The following is a 23,794-nucleotide window of genomic DNA, read 5'->3' on the forward strand; positions in this document are numbered from 1 at the left end:
GCGGCACCGGCTAATAGCGGCGCGCAGAAAGGCCGGTACGGCGAATTTGCACTGCAAGGCCAAGTTTCGGATGGTCAAAATAATGGGTCTCGTGACTGATCACGCGGCGCAACTGATCGAGCTTATAGCTACGTAAAAAGCGACCGTCACGCTGCGGCTCAAGGGCGCGCTGCGCCTGCTCACTTAACTCCGCCGGCTGCCACTGCACTGACTCAGGCGCGCGTAGCTCCAGATCGCTGGCAATGTGCAGATAGTTGCCGACTAAATAAATATGTAAGGTGCCATCGACTTCCCATACTGCCGTCGGTGTTTCCGGCGGGCGCAGTAGCGGCGGTGGTGCCAGCGGCTGATCGTCGGCTTGCGCGCTGAACTGCAGCTCGCCGGCTTGTTGTAATCCGATAACCCGGCGCAACCGCGATGCCAGCTCGTGACTGGAGCTGAGCGCTTGTTCGTCAGTCGCTGCCGCGGTTTGGTCATCGGTTAATACGTAGGGATAACCGTCCGGCGAGAATTGGTCACCGAAATTAGTGCCGGCAAATAAACGGATTTTGTAGCCGTCATTCCGCTCAAAGACCGGCTGATACCAGCTCATATGCAGCAACGGCGTGCCGACACCGCGACGAATGATCTGCTCGCGCATATCGCTCAGTTCAAGTTGTTCTTGCGGGGCAAGAAAAGGCGCTGTGGCCAAGCCAACATTACCGCCCATGCCGTCAATAATGCGTTCGGGAGCCTGTGGCATGGTGGCTAAGGTGCGTTCGCTGCGCGACCAGTTTTGTGGCAACCACGGATTCAGCTCTTGCGGCTGACGACACCAGATGGAGGCTGCGGCAAAGCTCGGAACCGCTCCGGGCAACGTGCATTCAGGCAGGTCAGCGAGCGCCGCACTGATGTCTGGTGCGAAGTAATCGCTCAGCGGATCAAAGCGTACTCCTTGCGGTTCCTCAGGTCCTTGCCAGGGGAAACTTTCGGTCAGGTTGTCAGCGTCACTGTGTTTAAACAGCAACACTTCAATTTCAAACCAGCGCCATTGGTTCACTGGTACATCAGGAGGCTTGGCAAAACTACTGCCGATACTGAGGCTGACGACGGTCAGCAGCGTACCAAGCATAATGCCCAGACGGCGCAGCTTGTGTCCTTGCGAATAGCTCATTGCGTTGTCGCTTGCCATTTTTATCATGTCGTATCAGAGATTTTCAGCCAAATCATTAACCACTGACTCTACCAGTTTCATGCGCTCTTGAGTATCGCTGATTTTGGCAAGAATGCGTAAACGGGTCGGGCCTTCAAGTTTGTAATCGTTGGGATAACGCTGAATTAACTCAATCAGATAGCCCGGATTAACTTTGGTATCGGCGGCAAACTCAAGACTGATCCCCTGTGGGGACCCATCTATTTTCCGGATACCCAAGTGGCCGGCGCGATTACGTAATTCGGTGATGCGGATCAGGTTTTTTGCGGCATCAGGCAACAAACCAAAACGGTCAATCATTTCGACCTGCAGCGTGCGCAGCTCATCAGCGTTTTCGGCACTGGCAATGCGCTTGTACATGCTCAGCCGTAGTGTGACATCACCAATGTAGCTTTCGGGTAGTAGCGCCGGTACCCGTAAATCAACCTCACTTTGCGCTTGTAGTAAGCTGTCGAGCGCTGGCTCCTTGCCGTCACGCAATGCATCCACCGCTTGCTCCAGCATGTCCATATAGAGCGTAAAGCCAATGGATTCAATCTGCCCGCTTTGCTCGTCGCCCAGCAGCTCGCCGGCGCCACGAATCTCCAGGTCATGGGTGGCCAACATAAAGCCAGCACCGAGATCTTCAAGTTGTGAAATCGCCTCGAGCCGTTTTAACGCATCTTTGGTCATGCGCTTCGGGTGCGGTGTCAGCAAATAGGCATAGGCCTGATGGTGGGAACGTCCAACCCGCCCCCGCAACTGATGCATTTGCGCCAGTCCGAGGTGGTCAGCGCGGTCCATGATGATCGTATTCGCAGTCGGGACATCAATACCGGTTTCAACGATTGTGGTACACACCAGCACATTAAAACGTTGGTGGTAGAAATCGGACATAATGCGTTCGAGCTCACGCTCGCGCATCTGGCCGTGTGCCACAGTGATGCGCGCTTCAGGAACGAGCTCAGCCAGATCGCGCGCGGTTTTCTCAATGGTTTCGACGTTGTTATGCAGAAAATAAACCTGCCCGCCGCGCAGAATCTCACGCAGAATTGCTTCGCGGATGGTCGGCGCATCATATTCACGCACGAACGTTTTTACCGCCAGGCGTTTGGCTGGTGGCGTGGCAATAATCGACAAGTCGCGAACCCCGTGCATCGCCATATTCAAGGTGCGGGGAATCGGTGTCGCGGTCAGGGTCAGAATATCGACATCGGCGCGCAGGCGCTTGATGGCCTCTTTCTGACGGACGCCGAACCGGTGTTCCTCATCGACGATCAATAAGCCCAGGTCACTGAATTTAACTGTGCCTTGCAATAATTTATGGGTCCCGATGACAATGTCGACTTTGCCGGCGTTGATGTCTTCAAGAATCTTTTGCGTTTGTTTTGCCGTTTTAAAGCGCGACAAAACTTCAACCCGCACCGGCCAGTCGGCAAAGCGGTCTTTAAAGTTTTCATAGTGTTGCTGGGCCAGTAAGGTCGTCGGCACTAATACGGCAACCTGCTTGCCATCATTTACAGCAACAAAGGCTGCCCGCATGGCAACCTCAGTTTTGCCAAAACCAACGTCACCGCAAACCAGGCGATCCATGGCACGGTCGGACTGCATGTCATCGAGCACCGCAGTGATGGCCTGTTGCTGATCATCGGTTTCTTCAAAGGGGAAACTGTTGGCGAAGCGGGTATATTCTGCGGTATCCAGTTTATACTGATAACCGGGCTTGGCCTCCCGTCGGGCGTATACATCAAGCAATTCGGCAGCAACGTCGCGGATCTTTTCTGCGGCTTTGCGCTTCGCGCGCTCCCAGGTGTCGCTGCCCAATTTGTGCAGTGGCGCATGCGCTTCTTCGCCACCGCTGTAGCGCGACAGCACATGTAATGAAGCCACAGGTACATAGAGTTTGCTGTTATTGGCATACTCAATCGTCACAAATTCGGTGGTCATGCCGCCGGTGTCGATGGTTTGCAGACCCTGATAGCGTCCCACGCCATGATCAATGTGTACCAGCGGCTGACCGATGCGTAGCTCGGCCAGGTTGCGCACCATTTGCTCACTGGTCACTGTGGCCTTTTGATCGCGCCGGCGGCGTTGGGCAATGCGGTTGCCGAGTAGTTCTGTCTCAGTAATGACGGCCAGTTTGGCATCGTCTGCAACAAACGAATTGACCAGCGGCGCCACGGTAATACCACTGCGGGCGCCATGCTCGTGCGCGGCACGTAAATGCGGTAGCTCAGCCAGCTCCAGTTGTAACGGGGCGAGCAAGTCGCGCAGCGATTCACGACGACCCGCTGTCTCAGCTACGAAAATGACCCGGTAGTCGGCTATAAACAATTCCTGCAAGCGGTGACGCAACGCCTGCAGCGGATCTTTTAACTGATGATTGAGCGCAATCTCGCCAATGCTGCGGGTAGCAAACTCCTGCAGTCCCGGCTGTGGTTTATCTGCTGGCACCAATGCCCGAATACGGGGCATGGCTTTAAAGCGTTGATGCACCTGATCCACCGCCATAAACAGTTGCTGTGGTGGCACCAGTGGCCGCAGACGGTCATAGCGGCGCTGCTCGTAACGCTGCGAAATATCGTGCCAAAGCTGATCCAGGCTGCTCTGCAGATCGCCAAAGGTCACCAGCAGGGCATCGTCCGGCAGGTAATCAAATAAGGTCGCCGTGGTGTCAAAAAAGAGCGGCAGGTAATACTCAATTCCGCCCGGGAACTGGCCCTGCGACACCTGGTAATACACCGAATCGCGCTCATTGGAGGCCTCAAACAGCTCGCGGTAGCGCGCGCGAAAGCCTTCAATAGCGGTCGGTGAAGTCGGAAACTCGTGCGCCGGAAGCAGATTAATGGCATCGACCTCAGCGGCCGAGAGCTGGCTGTCCGGGTCAAAGGTACGGATAGAGTCCACCTCGTCAGCAAAAAAATCAATCCGGTAAGGCGTGTTGCTGCCCATTGGAAAGAGGTCGAGAATGGAGCCGCGGGCCGAGAACTCGCCATGCTCCATGACCTGATTGACGTGGCGGTACCCGGCACGTTCCAGCCGTTGGCGTAACTTATGGCCATCCAGTTGCTGGCCTTTTTCGACCTGAAGCGCCTGACCACTGACATAATCAGTCGGGGCAATACGGTGTAATAAAGTGTTCAGCGAGACAATGAGCGCGCCAATGGTCATTGTTGGCAACTGTGCCAACACACTCAGTCGTTCAGAGATAATATCCTGATGTGGCGAGAAGCTGTCATAGGGAAGGGTCTCCCAGTCAGGAAATACCACCACATTGTCACCTTTCTCACTCAGGTAACGTATTTCGTGCTCCAGGCGATGCGCCTGCGGCGCGTCCGGGGTGACAATCAGTACCGGTTTGTCCTGCTGATCAATCAGTTCTGCCAGCGCATAAGCGACGCTGCTACCGGCCAGGCCTTGCCAGGTAATATCAGTGCGGGCTGAAGAAGGTTGTGGTGGCGTTAGGATCGATGCCTTGGTCATGGGTCCTGCTTTAGTTACGTCTCAATTGGCTGAAAGTATACCTGAAACTCTCACTTGGATCAGTGCGCAGATTTCTTTATGCTTGCAGCGCTACCTTTATTGTCTGACAGAGAGCTCATGTTCCAGCCGTTATCACTATTTCTAGGCTTACGTTACAGTCGCGCCCACTATGGTCAACGCTTCACCCGCTTTATTCAGCGGGTATCGCTGGTCGGCATCGTGTTAGGGGTCGCGGCGCTAATCATTGTGGGCTCGGTGATGAACGGCTTTGAAGGCGAGTTGAAAAAACGCATTCTGACAGTGGTGCCGCAACTGGAAGTGCAACGTGAGTCAGGGCTGGATAACTGGCGCGAAACTGCCGCATCGCTGCCGCCTCAGCCCGGGCAACTGGCATTGGTGCCCGAAGTCAGTACTGCCGGAGTGGTGCAAAGCGCGCAACAGCTGCAGGCAGTACAGATACAGGGCGTGTTTCCTGAATATGACGCCAGTGGCGTGCAGCTAGCGCCGTTACAACAGCATCTTGAGGCCGGAAGATTAACGCTGGCACCGGGCAGCTATGAAGTGGTACTTGGCTACGCGCTGGCACAACAGTTGAACGTCTGGCCTGGTCAGCAACTTCGGCTGATTGCCGCCGGTGGTGGCATTTACACGCCCTTAGGTTTGTTACCGGCGCAGCGACTGGTGACTGTCGGTGCGGTGGTACGTATGCAGTCAGAAGCAGATCAGCATTTGCTGGTGATGCATGGCGCCGATCTCGCACGCATATTGCGGATGGCGCCAGAGCATGTCACCGGGTTACGCTATTATTTTGCTGACCCGTTTCAGTCGCTTGCCGCCGCAGCCGAGTTGCGACCAGAACTGGATCCGCAATTAGAGTTACGTAGCTGGCGCGAGAGCTACGGTCATTTGTTCGATGCGGTCAGTATGGAAAAGCGTATGATCAACCTGATGCTTGGGTTGATTATTGCAGTGGCCGCCTTCAATATCGTGTCGTCACTGATGATGGTGGTCCAGGACAAGCGTGGCGATATTGCTATTTTACAGACCATGGGCATGGCGGCGCATCGGGTCCGCCGGATGATTGTATTCCAGGGGCTGGTTAACGGCGTGCTGGGCAGTAGTCTGGGGCTGGCGCTGGGACTGCTGGTGGCGTTAAACCTGAATACCATCGTCAGTGCCCTGGGCGTTGATATGACCTTTGCCGGCCCGCAGGGATTACCGGTGATTGTTGATAGTTTACAGGTGGTCAGCACAGTGGCTGCGGCGTTACTGCTGACCTTACTGGCGACACTGTTTCCGGCCTGGCAAGCCAGTCGGGTTTTACCTGCGCATGCTTTACGCTATGAGTAACAGATATGACTTCAGAATTATTACGTTGTGAGCACGTTAGCAAGAGTTACTGGGATGGTAACCATCATCTGCAAGTTCTGCAGGACGTACGGTTGAGTCTGCATGAGGGTGAACTATTGGCCATTGTCGGTAGCTCAGGCTCAGGAAAGAGTACCCTGTTACATTGCATGGGCGGCCTGGATCAACCGGACAGTGGGCAAATCCTGTTTCGCGGTGAGGCCATCGCCAGATGGTCGCCACGCAAGCTTGCGGATTGGCGGAATCAGCATTTAGGGTTTATTTACCAGTTTCATCATTTGCTGCCTGAATTTACTGCGCTGGAAAACGTAGCGATGCCGCTGTTGATTCAGGGACAAACGGCAAAAGCGGCCCGACGACGCGCAGAACAGCTACTGGAGCGGGTTGGGCTGAGCGCACGCGGTAGTCATCGTCCGGCCGAGCTTTCCGGTGGCGAACGTCAGCGGGTGGCGATCGCCCGGGCACTGGCCAACAAACCTGCGCTGATTCTGGCTGATGAGCCTACCGGCAATCTGGATGACGATACTGCGCGGCAGGTATTGCAGCTGATGCTGGAGCTTAACCAGGAACTGCAAACCTGTTTTGTCATTGTGACCCATGATCAGCAACTGGCGGATAGTTTACCGCGACAGGAGCAATTGCATCATGGCCGGCTGGTCCCCAAACAGGCAACGCAGCGATGATGGCGCGTTGGCAACTGGCGTGGTTACTGGCGCGGCGTTTCCGTCGTGGCCGTGAACGCAGCCGTTTTTTGTCATTTATTTCGGCATCGTCGACCTTCGGTATCGCTCTTGGCTGTATGGTTTTTATTACTGGGCTAAGCGTGATGAACGGTTTTGGACAGGTACTCGAGGAGCGCTTTTTAAAGCTCATTCCACATGTAGAGTTTCGCGCCGTTGAAGGTGCTTTGCAGCATCCGCAAACTATTTTTCAACTTGCCGAACAACACCCACAGGTGCGCTCGGCGCGCGCTGCTATTCGTACCCAGGCGTTGGTGCAACAAGGCCGGGAATTTGTTGGTGTCGAAGTAGTTGGGGTCGACCCGGCTGCTGATCACGCTATTAGCGCGTATGTGACACCGCAGGTCTGGCAGCAATTACAGCAACCCAACACCCTGATCCTGGGCCAGGGGCTGGCGCAGCGGCTGGGGGTTAACGCAGGCGAGAATCTGCGTTTGGTCGTGGCGGCCGAGCGCGGTTTTCAGGCACCGCAACGGATCAGCCTGGAGGTAGTGGGGCAGTTTGACTTCGGTGGTCAGGTCGATCATCAACGGGCCTATGTCAGTTTAGACACGGCGCGTAAGCTAACCGGACTAGCGCAGGGCATTACTGCGGTTGAGCTGGAGCTGACTGATCTTTTTGCCGCCGAGCAGGTGGCAAACGATATAGGTTATCAACTGCGCGATTACGTTTACCTTGATCATTGGATGCGGGCGCAGGGCCATTTGTACCGCGATATTCAGATGGTACGGATGGTGATGTATCTGGTGCTGATATTGGTGCTGGCGGTTGCCTGTTTCAATATTGTCTCAACCCTGATCATGACGGTGCAGGAGAAACGGCGTCATATCGGTATTTTGCGAACCATGGGCCTGCGTGCCAGCGGCCTGGTGCGGGTCTTTGTGATGCAGGGAATACAAAATGGGCTGGTGGGCGTTACTTTCGGTGTTCTTGCCGGTATTGCGCTAAGCTGGAGCCTGCCGGGGTTGCTGGCAATGCTGGAGCAACTGACCGGCAGCTCGCTCTTGGCCAGTGACGTGTACTTTATTGACCACATTCCGGTACTGATGCAAGCACGGGACATTATTATCGTTGCCGTGGTCGCGTTACTGCTCAGTCTGCTGGCGACCTTGTATCCGGCCTGGCAGGCGTCGCGGATCCAAGTGGTTGCAGCTATTTCTTCGTAACGCGGTGCGCGCGGGCGCGCCAGGCACTGACGACGGACTGACGCCAGAGCAGACGAATGACGAAATAACCGACAAGACTGGCGATCGTGCCCAACACCAGACAGCCTAACAGGAAAGCAGGCCCAATGGTGGTAATGCTCTCGCCCAGCCATTGCCAGGAAAGCTCAAAGTAGAACGGTTGTGAGGGCGCCCCAATGAGCCAGGTCCCCACCAGGTAGCAGAAATAAAACAGTGGTGGCATGGTGATAGGATTTGACACCCATACCAGCGCAATCGACAGCGGTAAGTTAACCCGGAACGGAATGGCGGCAGCGGCAGCGAGCACCATCTGAAAAGGGAGCGGAATAAACGCACAGAACAAACCAATCGCAAAGGCACCGGAGGCTGAGCGACGATTCAGATGCCACAGGTTGGCATCGTGCAGCAACTTACCAAAAACTTTTAAGCTGCGACTGTTTTTGATCGCATCATGGTCGGGCATGATGCGCTGAAAAAACTTTCTCGGCATGTGCAGTTAACTCGTTACTCTTAACTTACAAGGTACAACATCCATGGATCGGTGGTTGTGCGCATTTCTCAGCGGTTATGGCCTTACCTTCTGGTTTCGTCGGCCAGCCGATGAAACAACACTGTTAAGCTTAGCAGTACTCACTTGCACCTGTCTGCTTCTGGACCATTGTACACATCTTCGTACGCAACTTTTAGGGGGCGTATTGTGCGGTATCTTATGGGGCGCTGGCAATGCCTATTTTGTCATGCAGACGCCCGTGCCGGAGCGTTTGTTTACCGGCACGGTAAACCTGGAATTGCAGATCAGCGAGGTGGTGGCCCGTCAGCCCGGTGTCTGGCGCATTACCGGCAGGGTAAAACGCTGGCCCGCCAGTGCCCAGTTTGATCACACCGTGCGATTACGGCTGCATTGGTACGACCCGCATAGCGCAGCGCCACAGCGCTTACCTCTGGTGGGTGAAACCTGGCATTTCTCGACGCGATTGAAAGCTCCGCAGGGCACACGAAACGCCGGCAGTATGTTCTATCACCGGTATTTGCTGGCCAATGAAATCGCTGCCTTAGGCACCATTCGCCGTGGACATTACCTCTCGGGGCAGGCCAGCCCGCGGCAACAACTGGTGCAACGCCTGGAGCGGGCGCTGGCGAATGTGCCTTTATCGGGCGTGCTGCTGGCGCTGCTGGTCGGTGAGCGCCACGGGCTGAGCTCTGAGCAGTGGCAGGTCGTGCAACGCACCGGACTGGCGCACCTGTTGGCAATCTCCGGTATGCACCTGTCACTGGTTACCGGGCTAGCCTTTGTACTGGCCTGGCGGGTCGTGGGTCTGTTGAGCCGGCGACGCTCACAGCGTGAGCGCCGCAATTTGTGGCATATCACGCCGTGGCTGGCATTACCGCTGGCGCTGTTGTACGCCTGGTTAGCCGGGTTTGCGATTGCCACCCTACGGGCGTTGATTATGTTGGCGGTCGTTTGGTGGCATAAGGTCAACGCTTGGCGGATTAGCGCGGCGCGGGTACTGTTGCGGGCAGTCGCCGTGGTTATTGTGCTGCAGCCATTAGCGCCGTTGAGCACCGGTTTCTGGCTCTCGGTAGGCGCGGTCGCCAGTATTTTACTGATGACATGGCGCTGGCCCCGTTATCACGGGCGCTGGGCAAAAGTTCGCGAGCTATGGCGCTTTGAGTGGCTTATCACGCTGTTATTTCTACCGGTCATGCTGGCTTCGTTTGGCGGCGCCTCCAGTGCCGCGGCACTGACCAATCTGGTGGTTGTGCCCATTGTGAGTTTGTGGGTGTTACCGATAGCGCTGCTCGGGTTTATTGCCGCCGCATTGCAATGGTATGGCTGGGCTCAGCCACTGCTGCAATTGGCCAGTTGGCCACTGGCAACGCTGTGGCCGCAGCTGGAAGTACTCGCCGTTGCCCCGTGGCAATGGCTGCCGGCGAGTCGGCTGCCGTCCTGGCCCTGGATCCTTGCCATTTTGCTGGTAGTGCTGTTACCCATGGGTTGGCGTTGGCGCGCCGCTGGTACTGGCATCTTGCTTTTTGCGCTGCTGGTGACCGCCCAGTTGCCAAACGGTCCGCGGCTGAGCGTGCATATGCTTGATGTGGAGCAGGGCACTGCATTGGTGATTGAACGTCAGGGCCATGCCTTGTTAATCGACACTGCCGCCAGTTGGGACAGCTCAGGGGCGATGGCCTCGCGCACCATTTTACCTTTCTTACAGCAGCGCCGACTGAGCCCTGAACTGGCCTTTATCACCCATACCGATCGCGATCATGAAGGCGGTTACGTAACTTTAGCGCAAGCATTTCGCGAGTTGCGTTGGTATGGTGGCAGTTATGGTGCGCCTTGTCTGGCGGGTCAGCGCGGTCGCTGGCGAGAGGTTAGCTGGCAGGTGCTGCATCCGCGTGACGATCAACGCCGCGGCAATGCGCACAATAACAGCTCTTGCGTGTTGTTACTGCAATTTGAGCAGTTGCGGATACTGGTGACAGGTGACGTGGAAAAGGCGGTAGAGCGTAAGCTATTAGCAGAGCTGGCGCCGGTGCGGGCCCACTTACTGGTGGTGCCACACCATGGTAGTAAATCATCGTCGGAAGATTATTTTATCCAGCATGTGCAACCGTCGGTGGCGCTGTTAAGCCGTGGCCGTAATTCAGCCTATGGTCACCCGCACCCTGAGGTGGTAGCCACGTACGCACGCCAACGGATAGCGTTATTTGATACCGCTGTTGGTGGCCAGATCAGCATTCACACCGACGGACGCAGATGGTGGGCGGAGCAGCCATTTGCGGCGGCACAAGGCTACTGGTTTGACCGGGATCAGCAGCGGTTAAAATCGACCAGCACGGCAGAAACTAGCCAGTGACCGATGAAAACGGTTAGAATAACTGAATGATTTACCATTAGAAGCTAATGCATGAGTGCAGAGACAGTAAAACAAAAAACATTTCGCCGCCTGATGGGCTACATCAAACCTTATCGTGCTGCCTTTTTCTTTTCGATCGTGGGCATGCTCGGCTACGCGGCGGTTGATACCTTCTTCCTGTCACAAATTCAAACGCTCATTGATGATGGTCTGACCGATAGCGATCCGAAAATTCTGATATACGGTGCCATTTTTGTTCCCGTCATATTTGTATTGCGTGGTTTATTTAACTTCATTTCGACTTATTTTTTGAACTGGGTCGGCTTTCGGGTCGTTACCACCATGCGTCAGCAGTTATTTGACCATATGGTCAAACTACCGGTGTCGTTTCATGATCGCCACTCAACCGGTGACCTGCTGTCGAAAGTAACTTACACCACGCAACAGGTTGCTGAGGCGACCAGTCGCGCGGTACTGATCCTGATCCGCGAAGGCGCCTATGTGATCGGCCTGCTGGCACTGATGTTTTATCATAGTTGGCAGCTGTCGCTGGTGTTTTTGTTGATTGGTCCGGTCATCGCCAAAATTGTCGCGGTGGTATCAAAACGTTTTCGTAAAGTTTCCAGCCGTATCCAGAACGCCATGGGTGATGTTACGACCACCGCCGAGCAAATGCTGAATGGCCATAAAGTGGTAGTGATGTACGAAGGGCAGAAGCGTGAATCCAAGCGCTTTGAGACGGTCACCAATATCACCCGTAATCAAAATATGAAGCTGATCAATGCGCAGACGCTCAGTACCTCTGTGATTCAGCTTATTGCTTCATTCAGCCTGTCGATGGTACTGGTGCTGGCAAGCTATCCGCAAATGCTTGAACAACTGACTGCAGGTGCATTTACCACCATGCTGACAGCGATGATTATGCTGCTGCGGCCGTTAAAACAGTTGACTACAGTGAACAGTGATTTTCAGCGCGGGATTGCGGCGGCGCAAAGTATTTTCAGTATTCTCGATGAAAAAGCGGAAGATGACTCAGGCAAGAAACAGCTAGATCGCGCTCGCGGCGAAATCAGTTTTGAGCATGTCACCTTTCATTATGATGCTACCGAGTCGCCGGCATTAAAAGATGTCAGCTTTCGCGTAGCGCCAGGCAAAACATTGGCGTTGGTCGGGCGCTCGGGCAGTGGCAAGTCGACGATATCGAATTTGCTGGCCCGTTTTTATACCCCGCAACAGGGCGTTATCAAGCTTGACGACACAAATATTTATGACTACAAGTTGAAGTCATTGCGCCGCCAGTTCGCACTGGTGTCGCAGCATGTGACCTTATTCAATGACAGCATTGCCAACAATATCGCTTACGGCGCGCGCGGCGAGGTTACCCAAGAGCGTCTGCGTGAAGTCGCTGAACTTGCCTATGTGACTGAATTTACCGACAACCTGCCCAATGGCCTCAATACCATGGTGGGCGAGAACGGCGTCATGCTATCCGGCGGTCAGCGGCAGCGTATCGCCATTGCCCGCGCGTTGCTGCGCGACGCGCCGATTCTGATCCTGGATGAAGCCACCTCGGCACTGGATACCGAGTCGGAACGGCATATTCAGACAGCACTGCAAACCCTACAGAAAAACCGCACCTCGATTGTTATTGCCCATCGTTTGTCCACCATTGAGAAGGCGGATGAAATTTTGGTGCTGGAGGACGGCGCGGTGATCGAGCGTGGCAACCATCAGCAATTGCTGGAACAGGAAGGTGCTTACTATCAGCTGTACAGTCTGCAATTTAGCGGCGAGCTCGGCTAATGGCTCTTACCCGCGCCTGGTATCGTAAATCAGTCGCTCCGTGGTTGTGGCTGTTATTGCCTCTGCATGCTTTATTTGTGGCGATCAGTACATGGCGACGCAAACGTTTGCAGGCGCAGAACCTACCTAAGTTAGCGGTCCCGGTCATTGTCGTTGGGAATATTAGCGTCGGTGGGACGGGAAAAACACCAGTCACGCTGGCGCTGACCCGTTATCTTAAGGCGCAGGGCCAGCGGCCAGCGATTATTTCGCGTGGCTATGGCGGCAGTGGTCCATTTCCGTTACGGGTGACGCCGGAGACATCGGCGGCAGTCTGTGGCGACGAGCCATTATTACTGGCCCGCCGTAGCGGCGTACCAGTCGTAGTTGCCCCCCAACGTCTGGCGGCGGTGGCGGAAGTTTTGCGAAGCGCACCAGAGACAACGGTAATCATCAGTGATGATGGACTCCAGCATTATGCGCTGCCCCGGCAGTTTGAGATTGCCGTGGTGGATGCCGCACGTGGTCTGGGGAATGGCTGGCGTTTGCCCATCGGTCCGTTGCGCGAGCACAAAACGCGGCTCGAATCAGTCGATGCGGTCATTATCAATGGTAAATTACGTCCTGACACGCTGCCCGGGGTTCGTCCCCCCGCTGTTTATGAGATGCAACTGCAACCGCGGGGTTGGCGCCGGGTCAGTGATGATCAGCCTTGCCCGCAGTTACCCGCAGGGAAAACACTGGCGCTGGCCGGCATTGGTCATCCACAGCGCTTTTTTGATACCGTTGCCACAGTGACGTCACGCGCGTTTGCGACCCGTGCGTATGCTGATCACTACGCATTTAATGAAGCAGATGTGAAGCAAGTGGCAGACTATGAAGTGGTGTTGATGACCGAGAAAGACGCTACCAAGTGGCATGGTTTTGCCCCACAACACTGCTATTATTTACCGGTGGAAGCAGAGCTTCCTGATGCCTTCTGGCAACAACTTGATGCTGCTATTGCGAGGTTCACAAATGACACTTGATGAACGAACGTTGGCGCTGGTGGTTTGCCCTTTGTGCAAAGGGCGGCTGGTGTGGCATGCCGCCACCGCAGAGCTGATTTGCCGTGGTGATCGTCTGGCTTACCCGGTTCGTGACAACATTCCCTATTTACTCAGCAGCGAGGCGCGAGAGTTAAGCGCCACAGATCTGGAGCAACTACCCAAATGAGTTTTACTGTAATTATACCCGCACGTTATGCCTCGAGTCGTCTGCCTGGTAAGCCGCTTGCCATGATCGGGAATAAGTCAATGATTCAGCGGGTTTACGAACGCGCCGCCGCAGCGGGTGCCGCTGAGGTGATTGTCGCCACTGATGACCAGCGCATCGTCGATGCGGTGGAGGCGTTCGGTGGTCGCGCCATGATGACTGCGCAGCACCATCAGTCAGGTACTGAGCGGATTGCCGAGGTCATTGATTATCTGGCGATTGCCGATGATCAGGTGGTCGTTAATGTGCAGGGGGACGAGCCTTTTATTCCACCAGAGATTATTCGTCAGGTGGCGGATAACTTAATGAATCAGCGTGCCGCGCATATGGCGACCCTGGCGGTGCCGATCAGTAACCTCGAAGAGGTCATGAATCCAAATGCGGTGAAGGTGGTTACCGACGCGAATGGCTATGCGCTGTATTTCTCCCGGGCTCCTATTCCGTATGAGCGTGATGCTCTGAATGATGACAAGCTCGGCGCCCGCGCGGCGTATAAACGCCACATCGGCATTTATGCCTATCGCGCCGGTTTCGTCTGGCGTTACGTGGAGTGGGAGCCAAGCCCGTTGGAGGCTATTGAGTCGCTTGAGCAGTTACGCGTGCTCTGGTACGGCGAGCGTATTCACGTCGCCGAAGCCATCGCCAATCCGCCGGCTGGCATTGACACACCAGCCGACCTTGAGCGCGCGAACCAACAGTTACTTACTGAGTCCTAAACGCGTGACCGTCATTCTGGCACGCGCGGTCAGCGCGTGCCAGCGTTCACGCCACCACAATAAGCGAGCATAGACATAGGGAACCAGGAACAAACTGGTCAGAGTCGACAACAATAGCCCGCCAATGATAGCAATCGCCATTGGCGCGTAAGGAGGCCCGTCACCGCCAATCTGGGTGGTGCCAAACGCCAGCGGGACCAGCCCCAGTACCGTGGTCGCCACCGTCATTAAAATCGGTCGCAACCGGCTGACGCTGCCTTCGATGACCGCTTCTTCAAGTGATTTACCGTCAGCCAGCAACTGATTAATCCGATCCACCAGTACAATACCGTTGTTCACCACAATCCCCATCAGTATCAAAATACCGATCATCGCCATAATGGACATCCCCTGACCGGTAAGCATCAGCGCCCAGAACACGCCGACAATGGAGAACAGCAGTGAGCTGATGACCGCGGTCGGCAACAGTACCGACTCAAATAAGGCCGCCATGACGATGTAAATCATCACGACTGCGAGCAATGTATTAATCAGCATTACATTCTCTGCTTCTTGCTGGCGTTGGAAGCTACCATCTAACGACCAGGTATAGCCATCGGGCAGGGTGACCTGATCAAGTAAGACGGTAATTTGCTTACGCGCTTCTGAAACCGTCAGCAGTTCGTTATCAAGGTTGGCCTGGATAGCCAGCGAGGTGCGGCGATCGAGGCGACGAATGGTTCCCAGCCGTGGTTCAATGCGAAAATCTGCCACTGCCGCGAGCGGCACCACACGACCATCTACCTGACTGATGGGCAGGTTTTGTAAGGCCTCCAGCGAGCTTTCCAGATCTTTATCAAAGGCCACGCGCAAAGGTACTTCGCCGGTCGGGTCGCCCCGGAATGAGCGCAGGCGCTGGCCGCGCAGGGCGGTGGCAACCTGCTGGGCCACTGCAGCTGAGCTTAATCCCAGACGATGGACACGCTCGCGGTCAATCTGAATCAGGTACTCATACTGGCCAGCTTCGGTTTCGCTGCGCACATCGTTCAGCCCCTCAATTGAACTCAAAAGAGGAATGAAACGCTGCGCCAGTTGCTGAAGCACTTCAGTGGATTGACCGTTAAGCGTGATGCGCACGCCTTCACCGCCACCACCCCAGCCAAACTGTGGCTCACTGCGTAGCATTTTCGGGAAACGGGTACGCATGTCATCCATCAACGCACTCATTTTAACTGGCCGTTCGGGCTGTAATAGCACTGTTGAGACGGCATAGTTTGGCGTGTAATAGCTGTAAACCGCATCAATATAAAAGTCTTCTGTATTGGCATAGAGAAAGTCTTCAAGCCGTGAAACCTCGTCTTCAACTTCCTTCAGGCTGTACTGTTGATGCAGATTGTAGTTAATAAACAGCCGGTCATTAAAGCCCTGAGGTTCCTGGTCACCACTTACCGCACCCATAGGTACCACGATACTTGCCAGTATCAGCAGTGCGAACAGACCGGTCCAACGCGGGTGTCGCCAGGTCCATTGCAGGCAAGCGCGGTAGCGCGAGGGGCGCTGTTGCTGTTGTTTACGTCCCATGACGTGGGTCAACTTGCTTGCCAGTAACGGAATCAGCGTTTGTGCGATGAGCAGTGAGGCAATCAGTGACAGACAAATTGCAACGGCGGTATGCTCCAGGAAAATCGTGATATCAATTTTTTTGCCAAAGATGTTAGGCAAAAAGACAATAGCGGTAGTCAGGGTCCCGGCCAGTACCGCCAGTGACACGTTGCCCACCCCCTGCAGCGTTGCTTGTTCTTTACTAGCCCCTTGCTCGACTTCGTACTGAATACTTTCGGTGATCACCACCGCATTATCTACCAGCATACCGATCGAGAGCATCAGTCCCATCAACGACAGCACATTGAGCGAGTAACCCAAAAAGTACATGCCACCCAGCGCAATACAGATGGCGATGGGAACCGATAGCACCACTACCAGGGTGGTGACAATATTGCGTAAAAACAGATAGAGCACGATAAACGATAGTAGCGCCCCGATCAGACCCGCCATCAGCAGGTCATGCAGTGAGGTTTTGACGCTGTTCGCGGTGTCGTCCATGATAAACAGGTTGATGCCGTCAAACTGTGGGTCCTGACGGATTTCTTCGACGACGCGCATGACCCGCTCAGAAACCTCAACCAGATTAGCGGAGGACTCTTTAAAGACATCCATTCCAATGGCATAGGTTTGATCCAGATGGCGGCCATCCGTTTTACGCGGCATTTCACGTTGTACCGTGGCAATGTCTCCTAGCTTTAATGTCGGGGTAACAGGAAACTGACGAATTTCGTATTCGCTCTGGAACTCACCGACCGGGTTGACCAGAATCCGCTCATTGGCATTTTCGATGTAACCCGCGGTCAGCGAGAAATTTGCCGCACGCAAGCGCGCGGTAATATCGGCAGCATTAAGCTGATGCTGGAGCAGGCGTTGCTGATCGAGACGAATGACAACCTGCTGCTTCTCAACCCCATATAAAGTGACCTGCGAGACCCCTTCAACGCGCTCAATCGGCCGCCGCAGGCTGCGATCCAGTAAGTCATAAGCGTTATTCAGATCCCGTTGACTGGAAATACGCAACTGAAATACCGGCATATCTTCAGTGTTGAACTGCATTACCTGTACCCGATCGACATCATCGGGCAGCAGGTGCTTGATACCATCGACTTTTTCCCGTGCTTCAATGCTTTTCGCGTTAATGTCTTCATCCCATTCAAATTGCAGGACGACTTCGGCACGATCACCGCTGGAGAAGGAACGCATCCGCTTAATATTAGGGATGGTTGCCAGCGCCTCTTCCAACGGTCGGGTGATCAGCCGCTCGACTTCTGCCGGGGTGGAATTAGGGTATTGGACACTCACCACCATCTCCGGAATTTCAATGCCCGGAAACTTCTCCAGTGGCAGTAGCCGCGAGCTGATCGCGCCAAGCAATAGCATGGACAGAAACAACATACAGATGGTCACCGGACGTCTGAGGGCCAGGCGTGCCAGACTTGCTCCGATTTCGGCCGCGCTCATGCTTTTGACTCCTCTGCGACGGTGGTTACCTGTTTGCGGTCAATCAGCAAGTACAGACACGGAATAAACAGCAGTGTCAGTAACGTCGAGAACAGCAAGCCGGCGATGACACTGATCGCCATCGGTGATCGGATTTCTGCGCCTTCACCTAAGCCCAGTGCCAGAGGTAACAGGCCCAGCACCGTGGTAAACATGGTCATCAGAATCGGCCGTAATCGTTGCTGCGCGGCCTGGAAAACCGCGTCATAACGACTGGCGCCAAGGGCGCGTAATTGATTGATACGATCGACCAGAACAATGGCGTTGTTCACCACAATACCGGCTAACATAATTAAGCCGATAAAGACGATAACACTCAGCTCAGTGTTCAATAGGTATAAACCCAGTACCGATCCCGCACCGGCTAAGGGCACGCTGAACAGAATAAAGAATGGATGAAGCAAGGATTCAAATTGCGACGCCATAATTAAATAGACCAAAAAGACGGCCAACATCAGTGCCATTTGCAACGATTTAAAGGACTGCTGCATTTCTTCATTCTGACCGGCAATCTCAGCATCTACCGTTAAGGGTAGCTGCACATCGGCCAGCGCCTGTTCAGCCGCGATAACAGCTGCGCCCAGGTCACCAAATGCAAGGTTGGCACTGATCACCGCGGTACGCTCCTGATCAATGCGCGTGATTTCGCTGGGTCCGATAATCTGACGGATCTCGGCCACGGCCTGCAACGGAATTTCACGCTCAGCACCGGGGTTGACGACCATCTGTTGCAAATCACGCAGGGAATCACGATCTTGTTGCTGACTACGCACCAGAATATCGATTTTACGATCCTGTAAACTAAACTGCGTGGCAACCCGGCCACCGATCTTGGTCGCTAATAACTCTGACACCGCCGAACTCGTCAGCCCGTACTGTGCCAGGCGCGCATGGTCGAAGAAAATGGCGATTTCCGGCTGGCCTTCCGTCATATTGGTACGGATATCGGTAAAGCGGCTATCTTCAGCCAAAGCTGCGGCCACTTTAAGCGCTGACTGTTGCAACTGGTCGATGTCATAACCTCTGATCTCAATTGCCATCGGACTGCTGAAGCTGAATAACTCAGGGCGACCAAACTTAACGCTGACGCCGGGCAGACGCTGTACGTAGTCGCGCAGGTAGCTTTGCACCTGTTGCTCGGCAAAGACGTCGCTGGCATCCGTCATCACCACATTAAAACGGCCCCACTGATTGCCATTTTGGCCGGGCGCCGCGTTCAGCAGACTGCCGGTGCCAGCAATGCTGTAAGCTTGTTTCACTTTTGCGGCAAGCTGCGGATGACGCTCAAGGTGCTGCGCCAAACCGTTAAGTACAGCGTCGGTTTCCTGAATGGTGGCGCCCGGTTGTAGTTCCACTTCAACGTAGAATTCACCTTGCGCCATACTTGGCAACAAGCTCACCGGTAATAGCGGCACCAGCGCATAGCAGGCGGCGGCAACGAGGACGATGCTTGCCAGCGTCAGCCGGGCATGGGCCAGGGCGAGCTGTAGCAGTTTTTGATAGGTGTTCGCCAGGCGTTGATAGCTCCAGTCAAAGCCGCGCAGAACGGGCCGCATCAGCAGGCCAAGGGTTTTTGCCAGGCTGCGCCAGAGTGCCACTATGATGCTAACTATGGCCAGCGGTAGCCAGCGAAATATCAGTAATATCGGCGTCATTAACCAGAAGCGCCAGCCGCTGCGTTGTTGCGCGGCAGGGAAGTGTTGCCGCGCAGTAATAGCTGCGTCTGCGGTTTTCTGTTTGGCTGACAGCATCGGGATCAGCGTGAGCGCCACCAACAATGAGGCCAGTAAAGAGAAAGTAACTGTCAACGCCTGATCAGCAAACAGCTGACCGGCGAGGCCTTCGACGAAGACCAGCGGAAAAAATACCGCCATGGTGGTCAGCGTCGAGGCGACAATGGCGCCGGTGACTTCACTGGTGCCTTGTTCAGCGGCGGTTGCGGCGTCGCTTTGCTCGCGGTGACGGGCAATATTCTCGAGCACCACAATGGCATTATCCACCAGCATACCCACCGCTAACGCAATACCACCCAGTGACATCATGTTCAGTGAAATCTGATAGCCATGCATCAGGTTAAAGGTGGCGATAATCGACACCGGAATTGCCAGTGAGATAATCACCGTTGGCCAAAGTCGCTGCAGGAACAGATAGATAATGACCATCGCCAGCAGACCACCGACAATGGCTGCATCTCTTACTTCAGCAATCGCTGCTTCAATAAATACCGCCTGATCTGAAATAGGCGTGATTTCAAACTGCGGCGGAATCACCTCGCGCTGTTGCAGATAGGCGAGATGACTCTGAATCGCTTTCGATACCTGAACGGTATTCGCGCCACCTTCTCTATAGAGCGAGACTTCCACCGCCTCACGCCCACTAATGCGGCTAATGGAGTCACGTTCCTGATAGCTATTACGGACCTCGGCCAGATCGCTTAATAAAATCGGGCGACCATTACGGGTGGCAATATAGATAGAGCGGATATCGTCCAGGCTGCTGAACTGATTGATCGTACGCACCAGATATTCAGCGCGCTGGGCCTCCAGACGACCGCCGGAAAGGTTAATATTTTCCTCTTTCAGACGGCTCATGATAAGACTCATGGGAACTTTTAACTGGGTCGCTTTTTGTTCATCGACCAGCACCTGAATTTCGTCTTCCAGACCACCGCCTAAGCGTACTGAGGCGACGCCTTCAACGCTCTCCAGATGGCGTTTTAGTTCTTCGTCGGCAAAGGTGCGTAAGCGCTTAAGTTCGGTCACATTGGGGTTGCTGAGCTCAGCATAACCAAGCGCCAGGCGGAAAATGGGTTCCTCAGCCGGGTTAAAGCGCAGTAGCGCGGGCTTTTCAAGATCAAGCGGCAGGGGAACCAGATCCATTTTTTCGCGCACGTCGAGACTTGCCATGTCCATGTCAGAGCCCCAGGCAAACTCAAGTAATACATCGCTTTGACCAGCACGGGAAATCGATTCGATGCGACGCACGCCTTTCACCGTGCCTAAGGCTTCTTCAATTGGTTTGCTGACCAGCTGTTCAACCTCACTGGGCGCACCACCGGGGTAGTCAGTACGCACAGTCAGCGTGGGGTAGGATAAATCGGGCAGCAAGGTCACAGGAATACGTCCTAATGACACCATTCCGAACAACAACACCGCCAGCGTAAACATAGCGACCGTGACCGGTCGCCGTACAGCTAATTTCGCCAGACTCATGATTGCTGCTCGCTCTCGATAACTTCAACCAAGGCAGCATCTTTCAGGTTCGCCTGACCACTGATAACTAACTGCTCGCCAGCAGTCACGCCGTTGACAATCTCTACATGCGTTTCATCTTCAAAACCCAGTGTCACATCGACCTTGTGCGCCACGCCTTCGCTATCAACAGTAAAAACGCTGTGTTTACCATCGAGGCTTTGCACCGCGTAGCGGGGCACGGTAATGGCATCGTCATGGGTCGCATAATGTAATTTCACATGCGCGAACATACCGGCTTTTAATGCCATTTCAGGGTTGGGCACACTCAGTACCACTTTAAAGGTGCCTGACTCGGTGTCGACCACCGGGCTGATACGCGCCACTTGTGCCATCACCGTGCGCTCGCCAAGGGCACTCACCTTTAATTCGGCCATTTGTCCCGCCCGGACAAACTGTAACTCGCGCTCAGGCAGGTAGACGTTACCTTGCAGTTCGTCCAGCGCAACAATATGGAATAACTTTTGTGGCTGATACTGACTGATCATATTCCCGGTTTTGGCATAGCGGTTCGCTATAAAGCCGGCAATTGGCGCGCGAATCTCAGTTTCAGCCAGGTTCAGCTTCGCCATGTCATAGCGTGCTTGCAGTAAGTCGGCCTGAAATTTAAGTTTGTCGTAAGCGTCGGCGCTGATCATGTCACGCTCGGCCATATCTTTGACGCGCTTAAGTTCTTGCTTGATGCTGTTCAGCTCAGCCTCGGCCTGTGCCAACTGAATGCGATACTCATCATCGCGTAACTTCGCCAGTAACTGACCGGCTTCAACCCATTCACCTTCTTCAGCAAAAATCGCTTCAACAATGCCGTTGGCTTTACTGATTACGTCGGTTTCTTCACGTGCTTCCAGGGTCGCCGTAGTGCGAAAGCTCGAAGTAATAGCACTGCGTTCAACGGTCTGTGTGGCGACCGGAATGCGTACCGCTACTTCTTCTTTGCTTTCTGCTTGATTTGAGGCGCCGGCCTGACCGCAACCGTTTAGCAACAGACTTGAAGTCAGAATTAAAGCAGCCAAGCCGGCAAAGCTTGTTTTAGAACCTAATGTCGTATTCATCTTAAACACCCCAGTTGTTATTTTTCGCATCGGCGTAACAGCTCGCAGCCCCCACGGCTACTTATTACGACGAAGCAGACTTTAAGAAGGTTTATGCAGGGACTGTGCCAAAACTAAAAACAAATTGAAGAGCAGGGCAGTAACGTCAGCCAACAAGCGGTTTATCGGGATGTGGTCATGGATGAGGCGAGTGGCTCAGAGAGGTAAGAAACAACTTTTTCGGATATAAAAAAAGCACGCCGAAGCGTGCTTTTTACCAATAATTAGCGTAATTCGCTATTAGTCGCTCAGCGGTTTGAATTCGCGCTGCGCTTCGCCAGTATAAAGCTGACGCGGACGACCAATCTTCTGGTTAGCTTCACCCATCATTTCGTGCCAGTGCGAAATCCAGCCAACGGTACGCGACAGGGCAAAAATGACAGTAAACATATTGGTTGGGATACCAATCGCTTTCAGAATAATACCGGAATAGAAGTCTACGTTCGGGTACAGCTTCTTCTCAACGAAGTAGTCGTCTTCCAACGCGATACGCTCAAGTTCCATTGCAACATCAAGCAACGGATCGTCAATGTTCAGTTCTTTCAGTACTTCGTGCGCACTTTCACGCATCACCGTAGCACGCGGGTCGAAGTTCTTATAAACGCGGTGACCAAAGCCCATCAGACGGAACGGGTCGTCCTTGTCCTTCGCTTTTTCAATGTAGCGTGGAATATTGTCGACCGAGCCAATCTCTTTCAGCATGCGCAAACAGGCTTCGTTGGCACCACCGTGCGCCGGGCCCCAAAGTGAAGCGACACCTGCGGCAATACATGCGTATGGGTTGGCACCTGAAGAGCCCGCCAGACGAACGGTTGAGGTGGAGGCGTTCTGCTCGTGATCAGCATGCAAAGTGAAGATGCGGTCCATTGCTTTGGCGATGACCGGGTTTACTTTGTAGTCCTCAGCCGGTACCGAGAACATCATGTTGAGGAAGTTCTCTGAGTAGGACAGATCGTTTTTCGGGTAAACGAACGGCTGGCCGATACTGAATTTGTAAGCCATTGCTGCAATGGTCGGCATTTTCGCGATTAAGCGATACGCGCTGCGCAGACGCTGCTTTTCGTCATGAATATCAAGGTCATCATGGTAGAACGACGACAGGGCACCGGTCACCGCGCACAGCATTGCCATCGGGTGCGCGTCGCGGCGGAAGCCGTTAAAGAAGTTGTGCAGGCCCTGATGCACCATGGTGTGTTTAGTTATGGTGGTTTTAAAGTCCCGGTATTGCGATTTATTTGGCGCTTCACCGTGGAGCAGCATGTAACATACTTCGAGATAATCTGCTTGCGTAGCCAGCTGATCAATTGGATATCCGCGGTGCAGAAGGATGCCTTTCTCACCATCAATGTAGGTGATTTTTGATTCACATGAACCTGTGGCTAAGAAGCCAGGGTCAAAGGTAAAGTACCCGTGTTTTCCTAAAGTACGCACGTCAACTACATCATAGCCGGCTGTACCAGATAACACTGGTAATTCAATGGATTGGCCGTCAATCTGCAGGGTGGCTTTACGATCAGCCATAAGGAAATCTCCTTGCTTTAATCTGCTTCATCACTAAAAAAGAGCGCTAGAATTTACTTGATCTTAACCACCAATGTCAATTCAAACGGGTGTTTAATTGCGGCAGTACGACCCAGCTAACGCCAGATAAAAGTTTCATTGTTACGCATAAGTATGGCATTTGGATGACAGATCCGCACACTTATCATGCAAGTTGTTTTGTTTATACGGTGAAACCCCGAAAGTGTGTATACGACTAAGGTAGTGTTGCATCAAGTTCGAGTTTGGAGTCTGTTGATCTAAACCGAA

15 protein-coding genes are annotated in these 23,794 nt (G+C 54.0%); 8 read left to right on the forward strand and 7 right to left on the reverse strand.

Going from position 1 to position 23,794, the window contains the following annotated elements; genetic code table 11:
* Positions 1-10 precede the first annotated feature (10 nt).
* On the reverse strand, positions 11-1,153 hold the full coding sequence (locus CWI71_RS04475; RefSeq protein WP_157981054.1) for a CsiV family protein: 1,143 nt from the start codon (positions 1,151-1,153) through the stop codon (positions 11-13).
* 33 nt (positions 1,154-1,186) lie between these two features.
* Positions 1,187-4,654 (reverse strand): transcription-repair coupling factor, encoded by a 3,468-nt coding sequence (gene mfd / locus CWI71_RS04480; RefSeq protein ID WP_126754074.1) that lies wholly within the window; start codon positions 4,652-4,654, stop codon positions 1,187-1,189.
* 117 nt (positions 4,655-4,771) lie between these two features.
* Here mfd and CWI71_RS04485 point away from each other — a divergent pair, with 117 nt between their 5' ends.
* Genes CWI71_RS04485 through CWI71_RS04495 form a run of 3 tightly spaced genes read left to right on the forward strand, consistent with a single transcriptional unit; the run spans position 4,772 to position 7,928 of the window.
* Entirely contained in the window at positions 4,772-6,004 is a 1,233-nt protein-coding gene (locus tag CWI71_RS04485; RefSeq protein ID WP_126754075.1) for a lipoprotein-releasing ABC transporter permease subunit, read from the forward strand.
* A gap of 5 nt (positions 6,005-6,009) precedes the next feature.
* Positions 6,010-6,705 (forward strand): lipoprotein-releasing ABC transporter ATP-binding protein LolD, encoded by a 696-nt coding sequence (gene lolD, locus CWI71_RS04490; protein ID WP_126754076.1) that lies wholly within the window; start codon positions 6,010-6,012, stop codon positions 6,703-6,705.
* Positions 6,705-7,928 carry a lipoprotein-releasing ABC transporter permease subunit gene (locus CWI71_RS04495; protein WP_126754077.1) on the forward strand — a complete coding sequence of 408 codons (1,224 nt, stop codon included), beginning with the start codon at positions 6,705-6,707 and terminating at the stop codon, positions 7,926-7,928. The genes lolD and CWI71_RS04495 overlap by 1 nt, the downstream gene beginning before the upstream one ends.
* On the opposite strand, the gene CWI71_RS04500 is transcribed toward CWI71_RS04495, so the two are convergent.
* Complete coding sequence (locus CWI71_RS04500) at positions 7,915-8,436, reverse strand: DUF2062 domain-containing protein (RefSeq protein ID WP_126754078.1); 522 nt, start codon at positions 8,434-8,436, stop codon at positions 7,915-7,917. The two genes, CWI71_RS04495 and CWI71_RS04500, sit on opposite strands and share 14 nt — an antisense overlap.
* 43 nt (positions 8,437-8,479) lie before the next feature.
* On the opposite strand from CWI71_RS04500, the gene CWI71_RS04505 reads away from it, so the two are divergent.
* From CWI71_RS04505 to kdsB, 5 genes are read left to right on the forward strand one after another with little or no spacing between them, the layout of a single operon-like run.
* Complete coding sequence (locus tag CWI71_RS04505) at positions 8,480-10,807, forward strand: DNA internalization-related competence protein ComEC/Rec2 (protein WP_126754079.1); 2,328 nt, start codon at positions 8,480-8,482, stop codon at positions 10,805-10,807.
* 51 nt (positions 10,808-10,858) lie between these two features.
* A complete protein-coding gene (msbA, locus tag CWI71_RS04510) occupies positions 10,859-12,610 on the forward strand; it encodes a lipid A export permease/ATP-binding protein MsbA (protein WP_126754080.1) in 1,752 nt (583 codons plus the stop codon).
* Entirely contained in the window at positions 12,610-13,617 is a 1,008-nt protein-coding gene (gene lpxK / locus CWI71_RS04515; RefSeq protein WP_126754081.1) for a tetraacyldisaccharide 4'-kinase, read from the forward strand. Before msbA ends, lpxK begins: the two co-directional genes overlap by 1 nt.
* Entirely contained in the window at positions 13,607-13,804 is a 198-nt protein-coding gene (locus tag CWI71_RS04520; protein WP_126754082.1) for a Trm112 family protein, read from the forward strand. Before lpxK ends, CWI71_RS04520 begins: the two co-directional genes overlap by 11 nt.
* Entirely contained in the window at positions 13,801-14,559 is a 759-nt protein-coding gene (gene kdsB / locus CWI71_RS04525) for a 3-deoxy-manno-octulosonate cytidylyltransferase (protein ID WP_126754083.1), read from the forward strand. The genes CWI71_RS04520 and kdsB overlap by 4 nt, the downstream gene beginning before the upstream one ends.
* On the opposite strand, the gene CWI71_RS04530 is transcribed toward kdsB, so the two are convergent.
* The 4 genes from CWI71_RS04530 to CWI71_RS04545 form a co-directional block, all read right to left on the reverse strand.
* Positions 14,542-17,604, reverse strand: a complete 3,063-nt coding sequence (locus CWI71_RS04530) for an efflux RND transporter permease subunit (protein ID WP_126754084.1) — start codon at positions 17,602-17,604, stop codon at positions 14,542-14,544. The two genes, kdsB and CWI71_RS04530, sit on opposite strands and share 18 nt — an antisense overlap.
* Positions 17,601-20,855, reverse strand: coding sequence for an efflux RND transporter permease subunit (locus tag CWI71_RS04535; RefSeq protein WP_126754085.1), 3,255 nt, complete (start codon positions 20,853-20,855; stop codon positions 17,601-17,603). The genes CWI71_RS04530 and CWI71_RS04535 overlap by 4 nt, the downstream gene beginning before the upstream one ends.
* On the reverse strand, positions 20,852-21,946 hold the full coding sequence (locus tag CWI71_RS04540; protein WP_157981055.1) for an efflux RND transporter periplasmic adaptor subunit: 1,095 nt from the start codon (positions 21,944-21,946) through the stop codon (positions 20,852-20,854). Before CWI71_RS04540 ends, CWI71_RS04535 begins: the two co-directional genes overlap by 4 nt.
* Positions 21,947-22,225: 279 nt before the next feature.
* Complete coding sequence (locus CWI71_RS04545; RefSeq protein WP_126754087.1) at positions 22,226-23,506, reverse strand: citrate synthase; 1,281 nt, start codon at positions 23,504-23,506, stop codon at positions 22,226-22,228.
* Between the last annotated feature and the right edge of the window lie 288 nt (positions 23,507-23,794).

This window comes from Pseudidiomarina insulisalsae, from assembly GCF_003987065.1.
GTDB lineage: Bacteria > Pseudomonadota > Gammaproteobacteria > Enterobacterales > Alteromonadaceae > Pseudidiomarina > Pseudidiomarina insulisalsae.

Excerpts from the sequence above, each read along its gene's own strand:
- CWI71_RS04500 (WP_126754078.1), bottom strand. The coding sequence starts at position 8,436 with ATGCCGAGAAAGTTTTTTCAGCGCATCATGCCCGACCATGATGCGATC.
- mfd (WP_126754074.1), bottom strand. The coding sequence starts at position 4,654 with ATGACCAAGGCATCGATCCTAACGCCACCACAACCTTCTTCAGCCCGC.
- CWI71_RS04520 (WP_126754082.1), top strand. The coding sequence starts at position 13,607 with ATGACACTTGATGAACGAACGTTGGCGCTGGTGGTTTGCCCTTTGTGC.
- CWI71_RS04545 (WP_126754087.1), bottom strand. The coding sequence starts at position 23,506 with ATGGCTGATCGTAAAGCCACCCTGCAGATTGACGGCCAATCCATTGAA.
- CWI71_RS04475 (WP_157981054.1), bottom strand. The coding sequence starts at position 1,153 with ATGAGCTATTCGCAAGGACACAAGCTGCGCCGTCTGGGCATTATGCTT.
- CWI71_RS04530 (WP_126754084.1), bottom strand. The coding sequence starts at position 17,604 with ATGAGCGCGGCCGAAATCGGAGCAAGTCTGGCACGCCTGGCCCTCAGA.
- msbA (WP_126754080.1), top strand. The coding sequence starts at position 10,859 with ATGAGTGCAGAGACAGTAAAACAAAAAACATTTCGCCGCCTGATGGGC.
- CWI71_RS04485 (WP_126754075.1), top strand. The coding sequence starts at position 4,772 with ATGTTCCAGCCGTTATCACTATTTCTAGGCTTACGTTACAGTCGCGCC.
- kdsB (WP_126754083.1), top strand. The coding sequence starts at position 13,801 with ATGAGTTTTACTGTAATTATACCCGCACGTTATGCCTCGAGTCGTCTG.
- CWI71_RS04535 (WP_126754085.1), bottom strand. The coding sequence starts at position 20,855 with ATGAGTCTGGCGAAATTAGCTGTACGGCGACCGGTCACGGTCGCTATG.
- CWI71_RS04540 (WP_157981055.1), bottom strand. The coding sequence starts at position 21,946 with ATGAATACGACATTAGGTTCTAAAACAAGCTTTGCCGGCTTGGCTGCT.
- lolD (WP_126754076.1), top strand. The coding sequence starts at position 6,010 with ATGACTTCAGAATTATTACGTTGTGAGCACGTTAGCAAGAGTTACTGG.
- CWI71_RS04495 (WP_126754077.1), top strand. The coding sequence starts at position 6,705 with ATGGCGCGTTGGCAACTGGCGTGGTTACTGGCGCGGCGTTTCCGTCGT.
- CWI71_RS04505 (WP_126754079.1), top strand. The coding sequence starts at position 8,480 with ATGGATCGGTGGTTGTGCGCATTTCTCAGCGGTTATGGCCTTACCTTC.
- lpxK (WP_126754081.1), top strand. The coding sequence starts at position 12,610 with ATGGCTCTTACCCGCGCCTGGTATCGTAAATCAGTCGCTCCGTGGTTG.